Here is a 20,135-nt window from a genome sequence, read left to right as displayed (position 1 = left end):
TTTCTGGATATACCTCGACCCCTTCCCTGGCGATCAAGTGACGCCCTGCTGGTCACTGAAGGTCAGCCGCCTACAGGTGTACGTAGCGTGACAAATTCCTCGGCTGCAGTTGGGTGCACGCCAATGGTGTCGTCGAAAATCTGCTTGGTTGCACCCGCTTTCAACGCAATGGCCAATCCTTGGATGATTTCCCCCGCCTCGGGCCCGACCATGTGACAACCGAGCACCCGATCTGTATCAGCATCGACCACCAACTTCATCAGCGTGCGCTCTTGATCCTGGGTAAGCGACAACTTCATGGGGCGGAAGCGGCTTTCGAATACCACCACCGTGTGACCAGCTTTCTTAGCGTCTTCTTCGGTCAACCCCACAGTACCTATGTTCGGCAGGCTGAAAACTGCCGTTGGGATATGACGGTAGTCTACCGGGCGATACTGCTCAGGCTTAAACAGTCGACGCGCCAACGCGGTGCCTTCAGCCAGTGCCACGGGAGTCAGTTGCACACCGCCGATGATGTCACCAAGCGCCAAGATAGAGGGTTCGCTGGTCTGATAAAGCTCATCAACCTCGATGTACCCAGCTTTGTTCAGTTTTACCTTGACGTTTTCGAGGCCAAGGTTATCCAGCATCGGACGACGACCTGTCGCGTAGAACACGCAGTCGGTAGTCAGCAGGCGTCCGTCTTTAAGCGTGACGCGCAAAGCGCCATCTTCATTTTGGTCGATACGCTCAATATCAGAATTGAATTGCAGATCAATACCGCGCTTCACCAGCTCCTCTTTCAGATGAACGCGAACAGCGCCATCAAAACCGCGCAAGAACAGTTCGCCGCGATACAACTGGGTCACGTCAGCCCCCAAGCCATGGAAGATCGACGCAAACTCCACAGCAATGTAGCCGCCACCGACGACCACAATACGTTTAGGGAGTTTGTTGAGAAAAAACGCATCCTGGGATGTAATTGCCAAATCGCTACCAGGAAATTCCGGCACCTGCGGCCAGCCGCCGGTCGCAATCAAAATATGTTCAGCACTATACGTTTGACCGTTGATCTCGACCCGGTGTGGATCGACTAGTTTGGCGTGTCCTTCGTACAAGGTAACGCCGCTGTTGGTCAACAGACTTCGATAAATTTCATTGAGACGGTGAATCTCACGATCTTTGTTGCTGATCAGGGTTGACCAATCGAATTCAGCCTCACCGGCAGACCAGCCGTAACTTTTGGCGTGTTCGAAGTCCTCGGAGAAATGCGCCCCGTAAACTAGAAATTTTTTCGGCACGCAACCGACGTTGACACACGTGCCTCCCAAGTAGCGGCTCTCAGCAATCGCCACTCGTGCACCATAACCCGCAGCAAAACGTGCAGCCCTTACACCGCCGGAACCGGCACCAATTACAAAAAGGTCGAAGTCGTAGGCCATTGCTGTCTCCTTATCAGGCACACAGCATAACCGCTTCGGCGAGTTGGGTCAGCGCCAACAGCCATAAACGACAAAGCCACCTAGCGGTGGCTTTGTCCTACAAAAAATAAGGCAAAAACTCAGTAGGCTTTGCCGGTTTTGTAGAAATTTTCAAAACAGAAATTAGTCGCGTCGATATAGCCTTCGGCGCCGCCACAGTCAAAACGCTGACCTTTGAATTTGTAAGCCAGTACGTTGCCCTCTTCCGCCATCTTCATCAGCGCGTCAGTGATCTGGATTTCGCCGCCTTTACCAGGCGGGGTGTCTTCGATCATTTTGAAGATGTCAGGAGTCAGGATGTAACGCCCGATAATGGCCAGATTTGAAGGAGCGTCTTCAGGCTTTGGTTTTTCAACCATGTGGCTGACACGGTAAAGGCCCGGGTGAATTTCTTCCCCCGCGATAACTCCGTACTTCTGAGTTTCATCAGCCGGTACTTCTTGGATGGCAACGATGCAGCAACGGTATTTGTTGTAGAGCTTGACCATTTGGGTCAAAACACCATCACCGTTAAGGTTTACACAAAGGTCATCTGCCAATACTACGGCGAACGGTTCGTCACCAATCAAAGGGCGACCGCTGAGGATCGCGTGGCCAAGACCTTTCATTTCGGTTTGGCGAGTGTAGGAAAAACTGCACTCATCTAAAATTCGACGAATACCGACTAAATATTTTTCTTTGTCGGTACCTTTGATCTGATGCTCAAGCTCATAGCTAATATCGAAGTGGTCTTCTAAAGCACGCTTGCCACGACCGGTAACGATGGATATCTCTTTCAAGCCAGCATCAAGTGCCTCTTCAACGCCGTACTGGATCAGCGGCTTGTTAACCACTGGCAGCATTTCCTTGGGCATGGCTTTTGTCGCTGGCAAAAAGCGCGTGCCGTATCCGGCTGCTGGGAACAAGCATTTCTTGATCACATTCTGGCTCATATAATTCCCTAATAAAAAAGGCTGTAGCTGATTGCGGCGCAGTCTAATCAGGCACAGAGCACCTTACAATGCCTTACTGGCCGTCCTCTGCGTAGATAGAGAGATTTAGGGCACGATAGTTCCATTGCGCGGTAGACAGCCCTTGACCGACAGCAGCCCGGATGGATGGTATTAGCTCGGCCAAGCCTAGCTGAGCACCAACGACTCCGTGGGAATTATGTGCAGCGTATCGGCATGCGCCCTATTATGTGCCGTTTGAACCAATGAGCGGGATTTAACGATGTCTGAAGTCAAGAATGTAAACGGGTACCTGATCAATAAACTTCAAGATGGTCAGTGGTGGGTATCGGACGCCACCGGCGAAGCAATCGCCGGGCCGTTCGATTCTGAAAGCGCTGCAATCGAAGTGGCGGCTGTATTGCAAGACCAGCCCAAGGCTCACACTCGTCGTCGCTCAGGTCCGAAATCCTAAAGACAAAACCCTCTGTGGCGAGGAACAACGATCACATCATTGGATGATCGAACCATCCCTACTGAGTTTCCTCTCACTCACCGGCATCTTAACTGCGAAGCACAGAAATCATGAATAAAATTTTGTGGGTTGTCGCAGTATTGGGAATCGCCGGTTGCGCTACAGCCTCAAATACCTACCTAAATAACGGCCAACAAGGCGTCAGTATTGACTGCTCGGGTGAAGCGATGTCATGGGACAGTTGCTACCAAAAAGCCGACATTTCTTGCCCTGACAAAGGCTATAACATTGTTGCAACTGACGGCACCCCACAACCCAAAGAAAGCGATAAGACCCTTTGGGTAGACGTCGGCAACTATAAAAGCCGTAGCTTGGTGGTGCTGTGTAAATAACTAATACTGGCGGCGCGCTGAATAGGGCGAGCTTATGAAGTTCACAAGCCGCGTTGTGTAGTGGCACACACTGCTAGAGGTGGATCTCTGCAAACTTGATTCCCAATCCACGAACGATTAATACCAGGTCGTCCAACTGGCTGAAAGATTCGACCTCATCACTGTCATCCACCAAAAAAAAACTTCTGCCTTCGCTCTTCTTGAAAAAAACGATCCACTCGCCGACTACTGCTGGGTTTTGAATGATGTGTGTAGCCGAAATATGGCCTTCGGTATGGTGCTGCTTTACTTCTTCGCGCTTCATTACCGCTCCATCAATTTGGGTGTTTGCTGACCATCAACCGGAAATGCAGGCAGTAGCGGCGTTTTGGACATCTTTTGGCCGTATTGGCACGTTAGAAAAGTGCTCATAGAGCTTGATGGAGCTGCCATTGTTGCTGCGGCTCTCAATCAATAACACCGCAGCAGGGTCAGAGCTGAACTTCTGCGCGATAATCATACGCAAACCGTCATGATGAGGTTCAACCAAAGGCGGTTTACGGCTGTCGATTAGCTTGTGAGCTACGCAGTCGGCATAAGCCTGGGGGCTTTTGCCGGAAATAACACTCAAGGTCGGGAGGGAATGCTCAAGGTCTGCAACCGTTGCGCAGCCTGTCATTGCAAGTGCCAAAATCGCCACCGCTATTTTCATAAAATCACTCCACTAAAAGATCTACGACACGCTTATGACCGAATAGATCCCTATTTAGGCACTTTTATCGGGTATAACCGTAATAAAACCACTCACGACCGATAAATGCCGCCGCTCCCATGCTATCTTTTTGATTTTGTAGAAAAAGCCTTTTCGGAGACACCATGAAATTTGTACATCAGCGCGAGCACTTGAACGAAGACGACATTGTCGTTATCGAGTGCTCCCAGCTCTGTAACATCCGCTTAATGAACGACGCCAATTTTCGCAGTTTTAAAAACGGCGGTCGTCACACCTATCACGGCGGCGCTTTTGACCGATTTCCAGCAAAAATAGCAGCACCGAGCACCGGCTTTTGGAATATCACAATTGACACTGCTGGCCGCAAAGCCGACTCCGGTGGCGGACGCAAGCCCGAGTTTACTCACACCATCAAAATCGTTCGTCGCTCGGCTACGCGGTTGAGTTGACAGGTTAAATGCCGTCTGAAAGGAACTGCTAGTGAGCAAACCTACGCCTACCACTAAATATGCCATCAGCTACAAACTCAACGGTGAACGCCGTTTTGAGTTTGCCCAATTGCAATCAGCTTCTGCGCAAGAAGCCACCGCCACCCTTGAAAAGATGCACAGCGGTAGCGACGATAAGGTTACCGATGTAAAAGTCAGCAAAGCGCTTTAGGCGCTGGATTCGATCACAGGCTTGGGGCGTTTATCGATCACTGTCGACACATGCGGCCATCAGGGCTGTGTATTGGATGCTTCGCAGGGGGGGGATAGAAATGCTCAAGCGCATCGATTCAGAACCCCATACATTAAGTCTGTTTGCCGAAGATGTCGCTCAATCTCCCCGCACGGAGCCTATTGGTCCACGGTCATTTGTGCTGAGAGGCTTTGCGCTTCCGTTGATAGACCAACTGCTAACGGCGTTGCAGCACGTTGTCGAGCAATGCCCTTTTAGGCACATGACGACCCCCGGTGGTTTTACCATGTCGGTCGCGTTGAGCAACTGCGGCGACGTTGGCTGGGTCACCGATCGCAACGGTTATCGGTATACCCGAACCGATCCAGAAACTGGCAATCCTTGGCCAGCACTACCTGAAGTATTCATGCAATTGGCTCAGGCTGCAGCGACGGAATGTGGCTTTGCCGGATTCACCCCCGATGCTTGTTTAGTCAATCGCTATGTGCCCGGCGCGAAAATGTCTTTGCATCAAGATAAAAACGAACGCAGCTACCAGTGGCCAGTCGTTTCGGTTTCATTGGGTATTGCAGCGACCTTTCTATTCGGTGGACCGGAGCGGAGCGCCAAAGCCCAGCGAATTTCTCTATTCCATGGCGACGTTGTTGTGTGGGGGGGCGAAGACCGGCTGCGCTATCACGGTGTGCTACCGCTTAAATTAGCCCACCACCCCTTGCTAGGCGATCAACGCATCAACTTTACCTTTCGTAAAGCCGAGTAATTAATCGCTACTGGCTATCAGGCTGCAGTTTCGCTACGACCATTGGCCCTCGACACCGCCGGACACGCTGAGCGATGCAAATTCAGCGCGGTATTGATGATGCCAATATGGCTGAACGCTTGGGGAAAATTGCCCAGCATCCGTTTTCCTCGCGGATCATATTGCTCGGCGAGCAGGCCCACATCGTTGCATAGTCCGCATAGCCGCTCGAACAACGCAACAGCGTCTTCGTAGCGGCCCAGAAGTACATAAACGTCGGCCAGCCAGAACGAACACACGAGGAATGTCCCTTCGTGGCCCGACACTCCATCCACGGTGCGATCAGCGTCATAGCGCAGCAATAAACCCTCCTGCAACAGGGCCTTCTCGATGGCGGCCACTGTACCCAAGACTCTGGGATCGTTGGCGGGCAAAAAACCCGTCAAGGCAATCTGCAACAGGCTCGCGTCCAATGACGTTGAACCATAGGTTTGCACGAAGCTGCCTAGCTGGGTATCGAAACCGTTAAGGCACACATCAGCATGAATCTCGTCAGCGATGGCCCGGTAATGGACTGCCAGGGCACGGTCTTCATCGTTTTCAGCAGACTGTTCAGCAAGGTGTGAATTTCGGTCGAAGGCGACCCAGGCCATGACTTTGGAGTGGGTAAAATGCCGAGGCTCAGCACGCATCTCCCAAATCCCTTTATCCGGACGGTGCCAGACAGTCTCCAGAAACGGCATGATCACCTTGATGATCGCAGCGCTGCGCGGCGGCCTGGGCAGACCACCTTTCGAGGCCTGGACCATGGCGTCGGCCACTTCGCCAAAGACATCCAGCTGCACTTGTGTGGCCGCCGCATTGCCGATACGTACTGGAGCCGAGTTTTCGTAGCCCGCCAGCCATGGCAGCTCGTACTCTGGCAGTCGTCGTTCACCACCCAGGCCGTACATGATCTGGATCTGCTCTGGGTTGCCCGCCACTGCGCGTAACAGCCAGCTGCGCCAGGCATCGGCCTCTTCGTAGTAACCAAGGTTCATGAGCGCCAATAAGGTCATGGTAGCGTCACGCAGCCAACAGAATCGGTAATCCCAGTTGCGCTCACCGCCCAGCTGTTCCGGCAGCGATGTGGTGACCGCCGCAACGATCCCGCCAGTGGGCTCATAGGTCAGCGCTTTGAGGGTAATCAGCGAACGTTTGACCTGTGCTGACCACTGCCCCACTTCTGGACAGCGGCTGGAAAATTTCAGCCAAAAGTGCTCGGTTTTCTTCAGCGCCACTTCGCCGTCGATTCCGGAATGCACGGGATGATTCGACACCTGATGGCTAAGCACGAACACCTGACGCTGGCCGGTCTCGACAGCAAAGTGACTGCCGGTGTGATGGTCGAGAGCATAGAGTTCAACCGGTGTATGCAGAATTAGCATTTCCGGACCGGCAATGGCTGTGAGTGTGCGCGGATCTTTCATTTCAACCCACGGTACGCTGCTTCCGTAATCGAAACGTATGGCCAGGTCCATGTCGAACTCGACGTGGCCCTCCAGACCGACCACGATTCGAACCACGCTACTGCCCGTTTCGGTGGGCATGAAATCAACCAGCATGGCGCGCCCGCTGTCAGTCTCAAACAGAGTTTCGAGAATCAACGTACCTTCGCGGTAATGCCTTTCAGTGCACGTGATGGGATCTGAGGGAGCGATTTTCCAGCGACCATTGTTGCTATCGCCCAGCAACGCTGCGAAACACGCAGGGGAATCAAATCGGGGGAAGCATAACCAATCCAGTGAACCATCCTTGGCGACTAGCGCGGCAGTTTTGCAATTGCCTAGCAATGCATAGTCTTCAATCAATGCGGCCATAGATAGATATCCGAAAAGGTCAGTGAGTGATTTTTCGACAGGCCCCCGCTCCCATGGGGCCTGCAGGATGAAGCCTTGTTTTGAGCAATCAAGTCGTTTAGCCGGGCAAAATGTAACGCCGTATGGCTGTCGCCACACCGTCCTCCAGATTACTGCCAGTGACGTGATCTGCCTGACTGCGAACACTCTCCTCGCCTTGGCCCATGGCAATTGACAGCCCGGCCACATGGAACATCGCCACGTCATTGCTGCCGTCACCAATGGCGGCAGTCTGGGTCAGCGGCACTCCCAAAAATTCGGCAAGGGTCACCAAGGCGTTGCCTTTGTTAGCCTCAACAGCATTCACGTCCAAGTAATACAGCTGCGACCTTGATGCAAACGCCAGGCCGTCGATCTGCGGATTGAGCCGTGCTTCCAGATTTTTCAAAAGTTGATGATCGGCGCTGGCGGCAACGATTTTGTCGATTCGATCCAGATACGGCTCAAAACTGGAGACCAGCACTGGGTCGTAACCCAATGTCTTGCGTTCATGATCAACTAACGCGCCGTTGAGATCGCGCAATAGCCATTGATCATCGGCGAAGACCCACACCGAGCAATCCTGGCCGGTAAACATCGCCAGGCTTGCTCTGGCCGCCGCACTTGGAATACGGTGGGCGGACAACACTCGGCCATCGGGGTGGGTGATCAGGCCACCATTGAATGCCACAGTAGGCAGATCGATGCCCAACGCTTCGATCTGCTGGAGCATGGCCCTGGGGGGTCGACTGCTAGCCAACGTAAAGTGGATCCCGGCAGCACGCAGTTGATTGATCGCGTCGACATTGGTCTGGCTCAGACTGTGGTCAGGACCTAACAACGTGCCGTCGATGTCGGAAAGCAAAAACTGGATGAGGGGTTGCGCGGGGGCACTCATCCGATGCAGCGCCATTCGAAGCCGTCACGTTTCAACAGCTCATCGGCAGCAGCAGGCCCCTCTTCACCCGCTTTGTACTGCTCGACTTGAGGATGCTTGGCCCAGGCATCCAGGAATGGCTGCACGGCGCGCCAACCGTTTTCAATGTTATCCGCGCGTTGGAACAAGGTTTGATCGCCAGCCAAGCAGTCGTAAATCAAGGTTTCATAGCCGGTTGACGGCAACATCTCGAAGAAGTCCTTGTAAGCGAACCCTAATTCGATGTCTACGATGTCCAGCGTTGGCCCTGGGCGCTTTGCCTGTAGGTCGAACGACATGCCCTCGTTAGGCTGAATCTGAATCTTCAGGTAGTTGGGCTTTGGCTGCTCAACGTCGGTATCGCGAAATTGAGCATACGGCGCGGGTTTGAAGCAGATCGCAATTTCAGTGTCGCGGGCACTCAAGCGCTTGCCGGTGCGCAGGTAAAACGGCACACCCACCCAGCGCCAGTTGTCGATCATCACCTTCAGTGCTACGTATGTCTCAGTGGTGCTGTCCGAAGCTACATTGGGCTCTTCCCGATAACCGGCAATGCTGTTGTCGTCCACCGTGCTTTCTGCGTACTGTCCGCGTACCGAGTTGGCCAGCGCCTCTTCCTCATTCCAAGGGCGAATAGCGCCAATGACCTTGGCTTTTTCGCCGCGTACCGCATCGGCACCGAAAGCGGCTGGTGGCTCCATAGCAACCATCGCCAGCAGCTGGAACAAGTGGTTGGGCACCATGTCGCGCAACGCACCGGTATGCTCGTAAAAGCTGCCTCGAGTCTCAACACCTACGGTTTCGGCGGCGGTGATTTGAATGTGGTCGATGTAATGGTTATTCCAGAACGATTCGAACAATCCGTTGGAGAAACGGCTGACCATAATATTCTGGACGGTTTCTTTGCCTAGGTAATGGTCGATCCGGTAGATCTGTTTCTCGGCCATCACCTTTAGCAGACAGGCATTAAGGGCCACCGCGCTGGGTAAATCGGAACCAAACGGCTTCTCGATCACTACGCGTCGGAAGCAGTCATCGGTCTCGACCAGCAATCCCGACGAACCCAATCGCTTGGCGACTTCGCTGAAAAAACGCGGTGCGGTGGCCAGATAAAAAATAGCACTGCCGGTGCCGGTAGCTTTAATTTTCTCGCCGATGTCGCTGTAGGTCGAATCGTCTAGGAAGTCACCCTGCACATAGCTGATGCGGCTAGCCAGATCGCTCCACAATTCGGGGTCCAGCGGCTCGGCTGCGCCTTCGGCGACTTTGTTTGCCGCCTCTTGGCGAATAAAATCTTCGAGCTTCTTCGCGAAATCGGCATCGCTGATCGCATTATGGTCAACGCCAACAATGTGGACGCCGTGGCCCAGCAGACCATCACGACTGAGGTTGTACAGCGCCGGCATCAGCAACCGCTTGACCAAATCACCGTGAGCACCGAACAGAAACAGTGTGGCTGGCGGGGCAACGTTAGGCGCTTGATTGGACTTTGTACGCGACAGTCCCATTATTTTGGTCCTTCTTTATGGCCGCCAAAACCGAACCGCATGGCTGAGAGCATTTTATCGCCATAGGTGCTTTCCTGCCGCGAGCGGAATCGAGCAAACAATGCGCTGGAGAGCACTGGCACTGGCACTGATTGCTCCATCGCCGCATCAATGGTCCAGCGACCTTCGCCACTGTCGGCCACATTGCCGGAGTAAGCATTGAGCTGAGGATCAGTGGCCAGCGCATCAGCGGTTAGGTCCAGCAGCCAAGAAGAAACCACGCTGCCCCGACGCCAAACTTCAGCGATATCGGCAACATTGAGATCGAAGCGTTGCTCAGACGGCAAGTTTTCCGAGTTCTTCATCTTGAGAATGTCGAACCCTTCGGCGAACGCCTGCATCATTCCGTACTCGATGCCGTTGTGAATCATTTTTACGAAATGTCCGGAACCAGCCGGGCCAGCATGAATATAACCGCGCTCGGCACGGTCATCGGTGGCGTTACGATCCTTGGTTCGCTCAATAGAACCGTAACCGGGAGCAAGGCTATCGAATAGCGGATCCAGATGCTCAACTACGGCGGAGTCCCCACCGATCATCATGCAGTAGCCGCGTTCCAGACCCCACACTCCTCCTGACGTACCGACATCAACATAATGCAGTTGCTTCTTAGTCAGCATCTGGGCACGACGCATATCGTCTTTGTAGAAGCTGTTGCCCCCGTCGATGATTACATCGCCGGGTTCCAACATTTCACTTAGGGTATTAATCGTGTCTTCGGTAGGAGCGCCCGCCGGAAGCATGACCCACACCGCACGCGGTTTTTCTAACCGGGCAACCAGTTCATTGAGGTCAACCGCAGCGGTAGCGCCCTCTTTAGCTAGCACGACGCGAGCGCTTTCATCGCGATCAAACACAACCGTTGTATGGCCATTAAGCATCAACCGTCTTGCGATATTGCCGCCCATGCGGCCCAGTCCAATAATCCCAAGTTGCATGTGGCGTGCTCCTTAATACGAAGAAAGGGGTGCCTCACCTTATAGCCCAGCGGTACGTAACCAGTAGTGCGCAGCATTCGTACCAGAATATGTCGAAGGCAGGGGGCCTGGGTGAGCCTGCCTGTTTCAATATTTTTCAGAAGGTGCGCAGGCGTGGGTCACGAGTGTTCGGACCAGATACGCCTGTTAACGTTCCGCTGTGGGTCTGGTCCCTGATGCGCTGCATCTTGCCGCTCCGGCTATCAATGTTGCCCTCTTTTTACCCCAATCCAACCGAGTCAGTACGAGGCGTTTTTTTTGTGCACACAAATTAGCCAAATTTTTCCTTAAATACGAAAAGTACGCACTGGAAAATGGCGCTGCTTAAGGTTCACTAGTGATTGCAGGCGAGTTATTAAGCGGATTTATTTCAGAAGGCCGACGTTACAGGTCATTGTCGAACAATCCGACCAATGGTCTTGGTCTCAGCGCTCTACTTGACATACCTCAAAAAAGTGCGTTTCAGCTAATAAATGGCTTGTAATATTTCATTGGAACCCGGCCTATTGGACCCAGACCCCCACGCCACGCCACTTTGAAAAAATAATCGAAACTTTCTGATACATCGGTGGGTCATCATGAAAGAGAGCCTAAGCTATTGGCGTAACCCGAGTTAGGGCTCTGCCCCCTTTTCTGCTATCACGCATCCGGTAAATGGGTACCGTTCTTGCGTAGCGCTTGTGTGCTCAGCCGTATGGAATGGCTAATAACAAGTCGAGAGCTGCACCAACACTGTATTTATAACGGGAGAAAAAGATGATTAGCGCCGCTGTCAAAACCCAGAAGGGAGAGAGTTTTCATCAGCCGGCCAGCGAGCCGACCCATCTGCCGGTCTTCGCATCGACGAGCGCTCCACTGATGCTGCCGACCTCACAGCCGACGGTTACGACCCTGACGAATAGAAGAAAGATCCTATTCGTGACGTCGGAGTTAGCTGATCTGGTGAAAACCGGAGGGCTTGGCGATGTATCTGCTGCACTGCCGCGAGCCATGCGTCACCTGCACGATGTCCGAGTGCTGATTCCTGGCTATCCACAAGTATTAAATAGCGGAAATCCGATTCACGTTATTAGTGAGTTAAGCGGTTATGCCGCTCTACCGCCGTGCAAAATTGGCCGGATGGATATGAAAGACGGTCTGGTCATTTATGTCCTGATCTGCCCCGAGTTATACGAGCGCGAAGGTACGCCTTATGGTGACAACAACGGCCGTGACTGGTCGGACAACCATATTCGCTTTGCTCGATTGGGCCTTGCCGCCGCTGATTTTGCTGCAGGTGCGGTAAAAACCCAATGGTGCCCCGAGTTGGTTCATGCCCACGACTGGCCTGCCGGCCTGGCACCTGCCTACATGAAGTGGCGTGGGCAGAGTACCCCGAGCATTTTTACGATTCATAATCTTGCGTATCAAGGGACGGTCAGTACCGGTTGTAATCGTGAGTTGGGTATTCCCGATCAGGCCCTTGGTGCCGAAGGCATGGAGTTCTACGGCAAGCTTTCGTTTATCAAGGCTGGCATGGCGTACGCCAGTCACATCACCACCGTCAGCGCGACCTACGCCAAGGAAATCACCACCCCGGCGTTCGGTTGCGGGCTTGAGGGGTTTTTACAAAGCAAAGCCGAGCAAGGCCTACTGAGCGGCATTCCAAACGGCATCGATGCCAGTTGGGATGCCGCTACGGATGAACACTTGATTTGCCGGTTTGAGCCCAATGAATGGCAGCGCAAGGAAATCAACGCCGACTATGTGCGTGAACTGTTTGAGCTTAAACCGTCGAAGGGGCCGCTCTTTGCAGTTGTTTCACGGTTGGTGTTCCAAAAAGGGCTGGACCTGACCATTGGTGTAGCTGAGCACATAGTCAATTCGGGCGGTCAAATCGCGATTATCGGCCGCGGCGAACCAGAGGAAGAAGACGCGATGCGTGCTTTAGCGCTGCGCTTTCCCGGTCAGGTCAGCGTTCGCGTCGGGTTCAATGAAACCGATGCCCGCCGAATGTTCGCAGGCAGCGACTTTCTATTGATGCCTTCGCGCTACGAACCCTGCGGCTTGAGCCAAATGTACGCTCAGCGTTTCGGTTCATTGCCGGTAGCGCGTAATACCGGTGGCCTGGCTGACACCATTGAGGATGGTGTCACCGGTTTCTTGTTTGAAGACGCCACCATAGAAAGCTACGCGGAGGCACTAACCAGGGCGATCAAAGTGTTCGCAAATCCCGAGCTTCTCAATGCAATGCGTTGCCGCGCAATGGCCGCACCCTTCAACTGGCATCAAGCGGTTGAACCTTACGCAGAGCTGTACCAGGAGCTTCTGAAAAAGAATGTGGGTGCAACTGTCCACAATTAAAAGGGGTTGAACGAATGCCTATGCGCACGGATAAAAACTGGCGCCACGGCGCTGTCATGTTGGATGTAGAACATACCCGGTTTGCCCTATGGGCGCCGGACGCCCAATCCGTAAGTGTCGAGTTTGACGACCAGCCGTCAGCAATGATGTTGTCGCAGACCAATGGCTGGTTCGTGCTGGAGACCTATTGCCCTGCCGGAACTTTGTATCGCTATAAGATCGACGATGATCTGGAAGTGCCCGATCCAGCCTCACGGGCTCAATCTGGCGATGTGCATTCTTCAAGCCGAGTAATCAATCACTCTACTTATCCGTGGAAACACCCTGAATGGGCAGGACGTCCGTGGCATGAAGCGGTTATCTATGAGCTGCATGTTGGTGTGCTTGGCGGTTTTGCCGAGGTCGAAAAACTGCTGCCGCGCCTTGCAGGACTAGGCATCACCGCCATCGAGCTAATGCCTTTGGCGCAATTTCCCGGTGATCGCAACTGGGGCTATGACGGAGTCCTGCCCTATGCGCCACAATCTTCCTACGGTACCCCCGACCAGCTAAAAGCCTTGATCGACGCCGCTCACGGGCACGGCTTGATGGTTATTTTGGACGTGGTCTACAACCATTTTGGGCCAGACGGCAACTACTTGGGCAATTACGCCAAGGGGTTTTTCCGCGAAGATATTAAAACGCCTTGGGGCGCTGCTATCGATTTTCGTCGCCGCGAAGTCCGCGATTTTTTTATCGACAATGCACTGATGTGGTTATTGGACTATCGCTTCGATGGTTTGCGACTGGATGCAGTGCACCAGATCAAAGACCCTACGTTTCTTAAAGAATTTGCAGCGCAAGTACGTCAGCGCATTGATGCGCCCAGAGTGGTTTGGCTGAATTTGGAAAATGAGCACAACGCGGCCAGTTTGCTGGAAGAAGGCTTTGATGCTCAGTGGAACGACGACGGGCACAACGCGCTGCACGTATTGCTAACCGACGAAAGCGACGCTTACTACGCTGACTTTGCCAACGACCCCACACAAAAACTGGCCCGTTGCCTAAGCGAAGGCTTCGTTTTCCAGGGCGAAGACAATCGTCATGGCCACCAACGGGGCGAACCGAGTGGGCATTTGCCGCCTAGTTCATTCGTGTTGTTTTTGCAAAATCACGACCAGATAGGTAATCGGGCGTACGGCGAACGTCTTCCGCTGTTAACCCCAGGTGCCGCTCTGCGCACCGCCACCGTGTTGTTGCTGCTGTCGCCGATGATCCCATTGATGTTCATGGGTGATGACTGGGCTGCTAGCGAACCGTTTCTGTTTTTCACCAGTCACCACGGCGAGTTGGCCAAAGCAGTACGTGAAGGTCGTCGTAGCGAATTTGCTGATTTTCCGGCGTTCTCCGACGAGAAAACACGCGAGAGTATTCCTGACCCAAATGCCCGAAGCACCTTCGAGAAGTCGCGTCCGGCCTTTGACGTAGTGTTTTTAGAAACCGATCAAGGGACCGATCACCAGCAGTGGCTCGCACTGTACAAGCAACTGCTTTCTTTGCGTCACCAATACATCATGCCGCGCCTTGTTGGAGCCGAACCTCTGGAGGCCAATGTGCTGGGCCGCGGAGCCCTGATTGCACGCTGGCGCATGGGCGATGGTAGCGTTTTACGCATGGACTTGAACTTGGGCGAACGTGCGGTTGATGTATTCCCCTGTGAACGCGGCACCGTACTTTTTGAAACTCCGCCGCATGCAGCAGAACTTTCTCGGCACGGCACCCTCAACCCCTACACGGCAATTGTCAGCCTGACAGCGATCGATGTTTTGGAGGAACAGGATGAGCAATGAGCAACTCCATGGATTGGCAATTCGCGCGGGGCTGTCGGTCCACTGGGTCGACGCTAACGGACGGCCACAAACCGTCGCCCCAGACGTATTGTGCAGAGTGCTGGAAGGCCTCGGATACCCCGCCTATAGCACTCACGATATTGAAATCAGCCTGCAACGTTTGAGCGAGTCGGATATACAACACAGCGCGCCGCCCCTGCTGACGGTGGATGACGGTCATACGCTGGATCTTTCGAGCTGGTTCGCACCCCATACTCCTTTTGTGCTGGAGCTTGAAGAAGGCGTCACCCTCAACGGCGAACTGACTGAAACCGTGCAGCTGCCGACGCCGGGGGTTGTCGGCTACCACCGGTTGCTGATCGACGGCCAGTCCCTGACGATAGCGGTAGCACCGAAAACCTGCTTCAGCATGGCCATGGCAATCGAGACACCCACCCCACGGGTATGGGGTTTGACCGTGCAGCTGTATTCCTTGCGGCGCCAAGGTGACGGTGGATTTGGTGACATCCAGGCCTTAGAGTCTTTCGTTCGCGCTGCCGGAGAACGCGGCGCCGACGCAGTTGCGATCAGCCCGATGCACGCAATGTTTGCCAGCGACCCCCATCGTTACAGCCCCTACTCACCCTCTAGCCGTTTATTCCTTAATAGCTTGTATGCCTCCCCAGGCACCATCCTCGGTGAGCGCGACTTGCGCGTGGCGCTTGAAAATACCGAGCTAGACGATGAATTCGAGCGTCTTGAAGGGCTGCCGCTGATCGATTGGCCAGCAGCAGCGGCGGCCAAATGGAAGCTGCTACACGCTCTGTATGCGAGCTTCAGCAATGGCACGCATCCGCTGAATGAAGATTTTGTCAGCTTTTGTAGTAAGGGCGGCGAAGCGCTAGAAAATCACTGCCGCTTTGAAGCGCTGCAGGCGCAATGCCTTTCCCGTGGCATGAGCCAGGATTGGCGTGAATGGCCAGAAGAATTTAAAAACCCGCAAAGCACAGCTGTAGCTGACTTCGCGGACGAATACCGCGACGAAATTCGTTTCCATGCCTTCGCCCAATGGTTGATTGCACAAGGGCTGCAGCGTGCGCAAGTCGCAGCACGCAGCAGCGGCATGCGCGTGGGCCTGATTGCCGACCTGGCCGTCGGCGCAGACGGCGCGGGCAGCCAGGCCTGGAGCCGGCAGGATGAGTTGCTGTCAGCACTGACCGTGGGCGCCCCGCCAGACATCCTCAATCGCTCAGGGCAGAGTTGGGGAATTTCAGCGTTTTCACCCAATGGCTTGAAACGAAACGGTTTCCGGGCGTTTATCGAGATGCTCCGAGCTAATTTTGCTCACGCCGGCGGCTTGCGTATTGACCATGTCATGGGCTTGCAACGCCTGTGGGTGGTGCCGGTTGGCTCGTCGCCCAGCGAGGGCGCCTATCTCAACTACCCGTTGGACGACATGCTACGTTTGCTCGCCCTGGAATCCTTGCGTCACGAAGCAGTGGTGCTCGGCGAAGACCTCGGCACCGTTCCCGAAGGCATGCACGACAAGCTGTCAGCCAGAGCAATTCTCGGCATGCGCGTCCTATTGTTTGAACAAGACAACGCCCATTTCAAACCGATTCTGAAATGGTCCGGCGAAGCGTTGGCCACCACCAGCACCCACGATTTGCCAACGCTTACCGGTTGGTGGAATGAACTGGATATCGATTGGAGTCGGGGCCTGGGCCTGATCGATGAAGACACTGAGTGCCAAGCGCGAGATAACCGACAGCGCGAGCGCGAAGGACTGCGTCAAGCATTGAGCCAAGACTGGGCAAACTTTCGCGACTCTCTCAATGAAACCGCGCAGATTGTGGATGCCAGTGTCCGCTATCTAGGTCATACCCGTGCGCCGCTGGTGCTGCTGCCAATGGAGGACGCACTTGGCGTTGAAGAGCAATCAAATTTGCCAGGCACCATCGATAGCCATCCCAACTGGCGCCGACGACTTCCTGGGGACAGTGCAACGTTGCTTGATGATGAAACTGCTGCCCGCCGTCTTGAATTGCTATCGCAAGCACGGCTACAAGCTGCGGAGCGTGATCAATGAATATCCCTCCTAACCCATCGTTACAACCTTTACGCGCCACTCAGCGGCTGCAATTTCATAAGGGGTTTACCCTAGACGACGCCGTGCCGCTGGTGCCCTACTTCGCCCGCTTGGGAATCAGCCACGTGTACGCCTCGCCGTTGCTCAAGGCCCGGGCCGGGTCAATGCATGGCTATGACGTGGTCGATCCGCGGGTGATCAATCCTGAACTGGGTGGCGAACCTGCGTTGCGTCGGCTGGTCAGTGCGTTGCGCAAACACGGCATGGGCCTGATCCTCGACATCGTTTCAAATCACATGGCGGTTGGTGGTTCGGACAATCCATGGTGGTTGGACCTGCTGGAGTGGGGCCGTCGCAGCCCATACGCCGACTTTTTCGACATTCAATGGCACTCGCCTGATCCATTGCTTGAAGGTCAATTACTGCTGCCGTTCCTGAGCAGTGACTACGGCACCGTACTGCAAGCGGGAGAAATTCCGTTGCGATTCGATGCAACTGTTGGTGGGTTTTACATTGAGCATTATCAGCACCGCTTCCCCATCAACCCCGGCACCTACGCCCCGCTGCTCGATGCGGCACAACACCCGAAGCTCATTGGGTTGAGCCAACGTTTTGCCGCACTTGAACACTATCCGCAAGCCTATGAGCGCGCCCGACAGGCCCGTGCTGAATTGGTTGAGCTCTCGCAGCAGCCGGATGTCTTCAAGGCTATTGAGCGTGGTCTGAAGCAATTTGACGCCAGTGAAACCCAAGGCTTTGAGCGACTTCATCAACTTCTGGAACGGCAGCATTATCGTTTGGCCAGTTGGCGTACCGCGGGCGATGACATCAATTGGCGACGATTTTTCGATATCAATGAACTTGGCGGTTTGCGGGTCGAACGACCGATAGTGTTCGAAGCGACCCACGGTAAAATTTTCGAAATGATCAGCGAGGGCCTAGTGGACGGCTTACGCGTTGATCACATCGATGGCCTCGCGGACCCACGTGCTTACTGCCGAAAGCTGCGCCGACGAGTTCAGGGGCTGCTCTGGCAACGCCCCGTTGCGAGTCAAATCAGTCACATACCCATTTTTGTCGAAAAAATCCTCGGGCCTGACGAACAATTGCCGTTGAACTGGGGTGTCGATGGCACCACCGGTTATGAATTCATGAATCAGGTGTCGTTGCTGCAGCACGACCCTAACGGCGAAGCACCCCTTGGCGAACTATGGAGCCGGCTTAGCGGGCGTACCGCCGATTTCAACCAGGAGGTGCTGGAAGCTCGGAATTTGGTGTTGCACGGCACGTTGGCCGGTGACTTTGAAAGCGTCGCTCAGGCGTTATTGCAAGTAGCCCGCAGCGATCTCATGAGCCGTGATTTGACCTTTGGCGCAATTCGCCGGGCGCTTCTGGCGCTTGTGGTTAACTTTCCAATCTACCGAACCTACATCAGTGCAGGTGGGCGCTCGGCCGAAGATGACCGTTTTTTTCAACAGGCCCTCGAAGGCGCTCGACTTAGCCTCAGCGAAGCTGACTGGCCAGTGCTGGAGTATTTGCAGCGCTGGCTCGGCGGACAACCTTGGCGTGAATTGCCACTGGGTCGCTTGCGTAAGCTCCACCGCAATGCTTGCGTGCGCTTCCAGCAACTAACGTCACCGGTCGCCGCCAAATCCGTTGAGGACACCTCGTTTTACCGCTCAGCAGTGCTGCTCTCGCGCAATGACGTTGGCTTTCACCCTCAGCATTTCAGCGCAACACCCGAACATTTTCATGCAGCCTGCCAACGTCGCGCCGAGTTTTTTCCGGACAACCTATTGGCCACCGCAACCCATGATCACAAGCGCGGCGAAGACTCCCGCACACGGCTGGCAGTATTAAGTGAATACGCGGGTTGGTATGCCGAGCAAGTCGAGCACTGGCGACAATTGGCAGGCCCGTTAAAAGTAGGCGAGGTCAGCATCAGCGCCGGTGACGAACTCATGCTTTATCAGGCGTTACTCGGTAGTTGGCCGCTGAATATGGATGGTGAGGCTGCGTTCGAGTCGTTCGCAGACCGGGTAGTTAAGTGGCAAGAAAAAGCCCTTCGGGAGGCCAAGTTATTAAGCAGCTGGAGCACGCCGAATGAGCCGTATGAACACGCTTGCCGAGACTTCCTCAATGGGCTGCTGTTGGCGCCTGAGGGCCTGGCCTTACGCCAATCATTGGGTGCTACGGCGAATCGTATTGCCGTCGCTGGTGCTCTAAACAGCCTTACTCAAGCATTGTTGCGAATCACCGCCCCAGGGGTTCCTGATCTGTATCAGGGCACCGAATTTTGGGATTTTAGTCTTGTAGATCCAGACAACCGTCGTCCAGTGGACTATCCCGCTAGAGTCGAGGCACTCACGCAAGCGCTGAGCCCTGAGGCGCTGATTGAGCACTGGCAGGATGGCAGGATCAAGCAGGCGTTGATCTATCGTGCACTTAACCTGCGTGCTCAACATTCTCGGTTGTTCAGCCGAGGTCGTTACATTCCCTTGCGCGTGCTGGGTACATATGCCGATCACGTTCTGGCGTTTGCGCGAGAGAGCGACGGACACCATGCGGTCGTAATCGTGCCGCGATTAATCACTGAACTATTGGGCACCGCGCAAACTCCATTAGTCAATGCAGATAGTTGGGGCGACACACGAGTGGTGTTGCCATTTGCTGAGACCAGCCATCGTTGGAAGGGGCTCTTTTCCGAGGCGGCAGTTTCGATGGGCGAGGAGCTGCTGCTTAGTGCGGCACTCGGAATGTTTCCTGTAAACCTGATTATCCAAACTGTGTAATACCTGGGAGTGCCAAGATGAGTGCCGACGAGAAACGTATTCGGGAATTTGCGTACCAAATCTGGGAGTCAGAAGGGCAACCTGAAGGCCAGGGTGAGCGCCATTGGGAAATGGCCCGCAAACTGGCCGAAGCTGAAGCGTTGGCACCCGATAAAAAGGATGTGCGCAAGACGGCCAAGCCCAAGCTGCCCAAGGTTGACGGCGTAGCTGACACTCAGCCGGTAGCGTCCAAGCCCGTCGCAAAAGCGGCCTCCAAACCGACTTCCAGAGCGGCAGCGGCTCCGGTAGCAGCGTCTGCAAAGAAGCCAGGCACACCCCGTAAACCCTCCGCGACCTGACCTAATAATCTCGCGAAGTGTAAGGCCGTAGGGATGGGTTTAACCTCCGATACCTGCGGC

At 54.4% G+C, this 20,135-nt stretch carries 17 protein-coding genes and 1 pseudogene; 10 read left to right on the top strand and 8 right to left on the bottom strand.

The features are described 5' to 3' along the window. Positions 1-62: 62 nt before the first annotated feature. Positions 63-1,421 carry a glutathione-disulfide reductase gene (gorA, locus tag RGW60_RS07220; protein ID WP_322203439.1) on the bottom strand — a complete coding sequence of 453 codons (1,359 nt, stop codon included), beginning with the start codon at positions 1,419-1,421 and terminating at the stop codon, positions 63-65. 119 nt (positions 1,422-1,540) lie between these two features. Beyond that, positions 1,541-2,380, bottom strand: coding sequence for a UTP--glucose-1-phosphate uridylyltransferase GalU (gene galU, locus RGW60_RS07215; protein WP_322206863.1), 840 nt, complete (start codon positions 2,378-2,380; stop codon positions 1,541-1,543). Positions 2,381-2,672: 292 nt separating this feature from the next. Here galU and RGW60_RS07210 point away from each other — a divergent pair, with 292 nt between their 5' ends. Then, a complete protein-coding gene (locus RGW60_RS07210) occupies positions 2,673-2,864 on the top strand; it encodes a hypothetical protein (protein WP_322203438.1) in 192 nt (63 codons plus the stop codon). 110 nt (positions 2,865-2,974) lie between these two features. After that, positions 2,975-3,256: a hypothetical protein gene (locus RGW60_RS07205; protein WP_322203437.1), complete on the top strand. Its 282-nt coding sequence runs from the start codon at positions 2,975-2,977 to the stop codon at positions 3,254-3,256. Between the two features lie 73 nt (positions 3,257-3,329). Here RGW60_RS07205 and RGW60_RS07200 read toward each other — a convergent pair whose 3' ends face one another. Both RGW60_RS07200 and RGW60_RS07195 read right to left on the bottom strand, forming a co-directional pair. Then, entirely contained in the window at positions 3,330-3,560 is a 231-nt protein-coding gene (locus tag RGW60_RS07200) for a hypothetical protein (RefSeq protein WP_322203435.1), read from the bottom strand. Between the two features lie 33 nt (positions 3,561-3,593). Further along, the gene (locus RGW60_RS07195) at positions 3,594-3,947 is read right to left on the bottom strand and encodes a hypothetical protein (RefSeq protein ID WP_322203433.1); all 354 of its coding nucleotides are present in this window, start codon (positions 3,945-3,947) and stop codon (positions 3,594-3,596) included. Positions 3,948-4,111: 164 nt separating this feature from the next. On the opposite strand from RGW60_RS07195, the gene RGW60_RS07190 reads away from it, so the two are divergent. The 3 genes from RGW60_RS07190 to alkB all read left to right on the top strand — a co-directional run bounded on the left by RGW60_RS07190 (position 4,112) and on the right by alkB (position 5,409). Continuing rightward, positions 4,112-4,417, top strand: a complete 306-nt coding sequence (locus RGW60_RS07190; RefSeq protein WP_322203431.1) for a DUF1883 domain-containing protein — start codon at positions 4,112-4,114, stop codon at positions 4,415-4,417. Between the two features lie 31 nt (positions 4,418-4,448). Then, positions 4,449-4,628, top strand: a complete 180-nt coding sequence (locus RGW60_RS07185) for a hypothetical protein (protein WP_322203430.1) — start codon at positions 4,449-4,451, stop codon at positions 4,626-4,628. 100 nt (positions 4,629-4,728) lie between these two features. Further along, on the top strand, positions 4,729-5,409 hold the full coding sequence (gene alkB / locus RGW60_RS07180; protein WP_322203429.1) for a DNA oxidative demethylase AlkB: 681 nt from the start codon (positions 4,729-4,731) through the stop codon (positions 5,407-5,409). 17 nt (positions 5,410-5,426) lie between these two features. Here the strand turns inward: alkB and RGW60_RS07175 are convergent, their stop codons facing one another. The 4 genes from RGW60_RS07175 to gnd form a co-directional block, all read right to left on the bottom strand. Continuing rightward, positions 5,427-7,247: a glycoside hydrolase family 15 protein gene (locus RGW60_RS07175; RefSeq protein ID WP_322203428.1), complete on the bottom strand. Its 1,821-nt coding sequence runs from the start codon at positions 7,245-7,247 to the stop codon at positions 5,427-5,429. A gap of 97 nt (positions 7,248-7,344) precedes the next feature. Further along, positions 7,345-8,163: an HAD family hydrolase gene (locus RGW60_RS07170; RefSeq protein ID WP_322203427.1), complete on the bottom strand. Its 819-nt coding sequence runs from the start codon at positions 8,161-8,163 to the stop codon at positions 7,345-7,347. Continuing rightward, complete coding sequence (zwf, locus tag RGW60_RS07165; RefSeq protein ID WP_322203426.1) at positions 8,160-9,689, bottom strand: glucose-6-phosphate dehydrogenase; 1,530 nt, start codon at positions 9,687-9,689, stop codon at positions 8,160-8,162. The genes RGW60_RS07170 and zwf overlap by 4 nt, the downstream gene beginning before the upstream one ends. Then, positions 9,689-10,666: a phosphogluconate dehydrogenase (NAD(+)-dependent, decarboxylating) gene (gene gnd / locus RGW60_RS07160; RefSeq protein WP_322203425.1), complete on the bottom strand. Its 978-nt coding sequence runs from the start codon at positions 10,664-10,666 to the stop codon at positions 9,689-9,691. Before gnd ends, zwf begins: the two co-directional genes overlap by 1 nt. Before the next feature lie 795 nt (positions 10,667-11,461). On the opposite strand from gnd, the gene glgA reads away from it, so the two are divergent. The 5 genes and pseudogenes from glgA to RGW60_RS07135 form a co-directional block, all read left to right on the top strand. Beyond that, positions 11,462-13,048, top strand: coding sequence for a glycogen synthase GlgA (gene glgA, locus RGW60_RS07155; protein WP_322203424.1), 1,587 nt, complete (start codon positions 11,462-11,464; stop codon positions 13,046-13,048). A 14-nt stretch (positions 13,049-13,062) separates the two neighbouring features. Further along, complete coding sequence (treZ, locus tag RGW60_RS07150) at positions 13,063-14,877, top strand: malto-oligosyltrehalose trehalohydrolase (protein WP_322203423.1); 1,815 nt, start codon at positions 13,063-13,065, stop codon at positions 14,875-14,877. After that, positions 14,867-16,945 (top strand): 4-alpha-glucanotransferase, encoded by a 2,079-nt coding sequence (gene malQ / locus RGW60_RS07145; RefSeq protein ID WP_322203422.1) that lies wholly within the window; start codon positions 14,867-14,869, stop codon positions 16,943-16,945. The genes treZ and malQ overlap by 11 nt, the downstream gene beginning before the upstream one ends. Then, positions 16,942-19,737 (top strand): malto-oligosyltrehalose synthase, encoded by a 2,796-nt coding sequence (locus tag RGW60_RS07140; protein WP_322203420.1) that lies wholly within the window; start codon positions 16,942-16,944, stop codon positions 19,735-19,737. Before malQ ends, RGW60_RS07140 begins: the two co-directional genes overlap by 4 nt. A 17-nt stretch (positions 19,738-19,754) precedes the next feature. After that, positions 19,755-20,066: pseudogene (locus RGW60_RS07135) on the top strand (DUF2934 domain-containing protein); the annotation flags it as partial. Positions 20,067-20,135: the final 69 nt, after the last annotated feature.

The organism is Pseudomonas sp. AB6 (assembly GCF_034314105.1).
In the GTDB taxonomy this organism is placed as follows: Bacteria; Pseudomonadota; Gammaproteobacteria; order Pseudomonadales; family Pseudomonadaceae; genus Aquipseudomonas.
The sequence above is the reverse complement of the archived record's forward strand: the minus strand, read 5'-3'. Positions and strand labels throughout refer to the sequence as shown.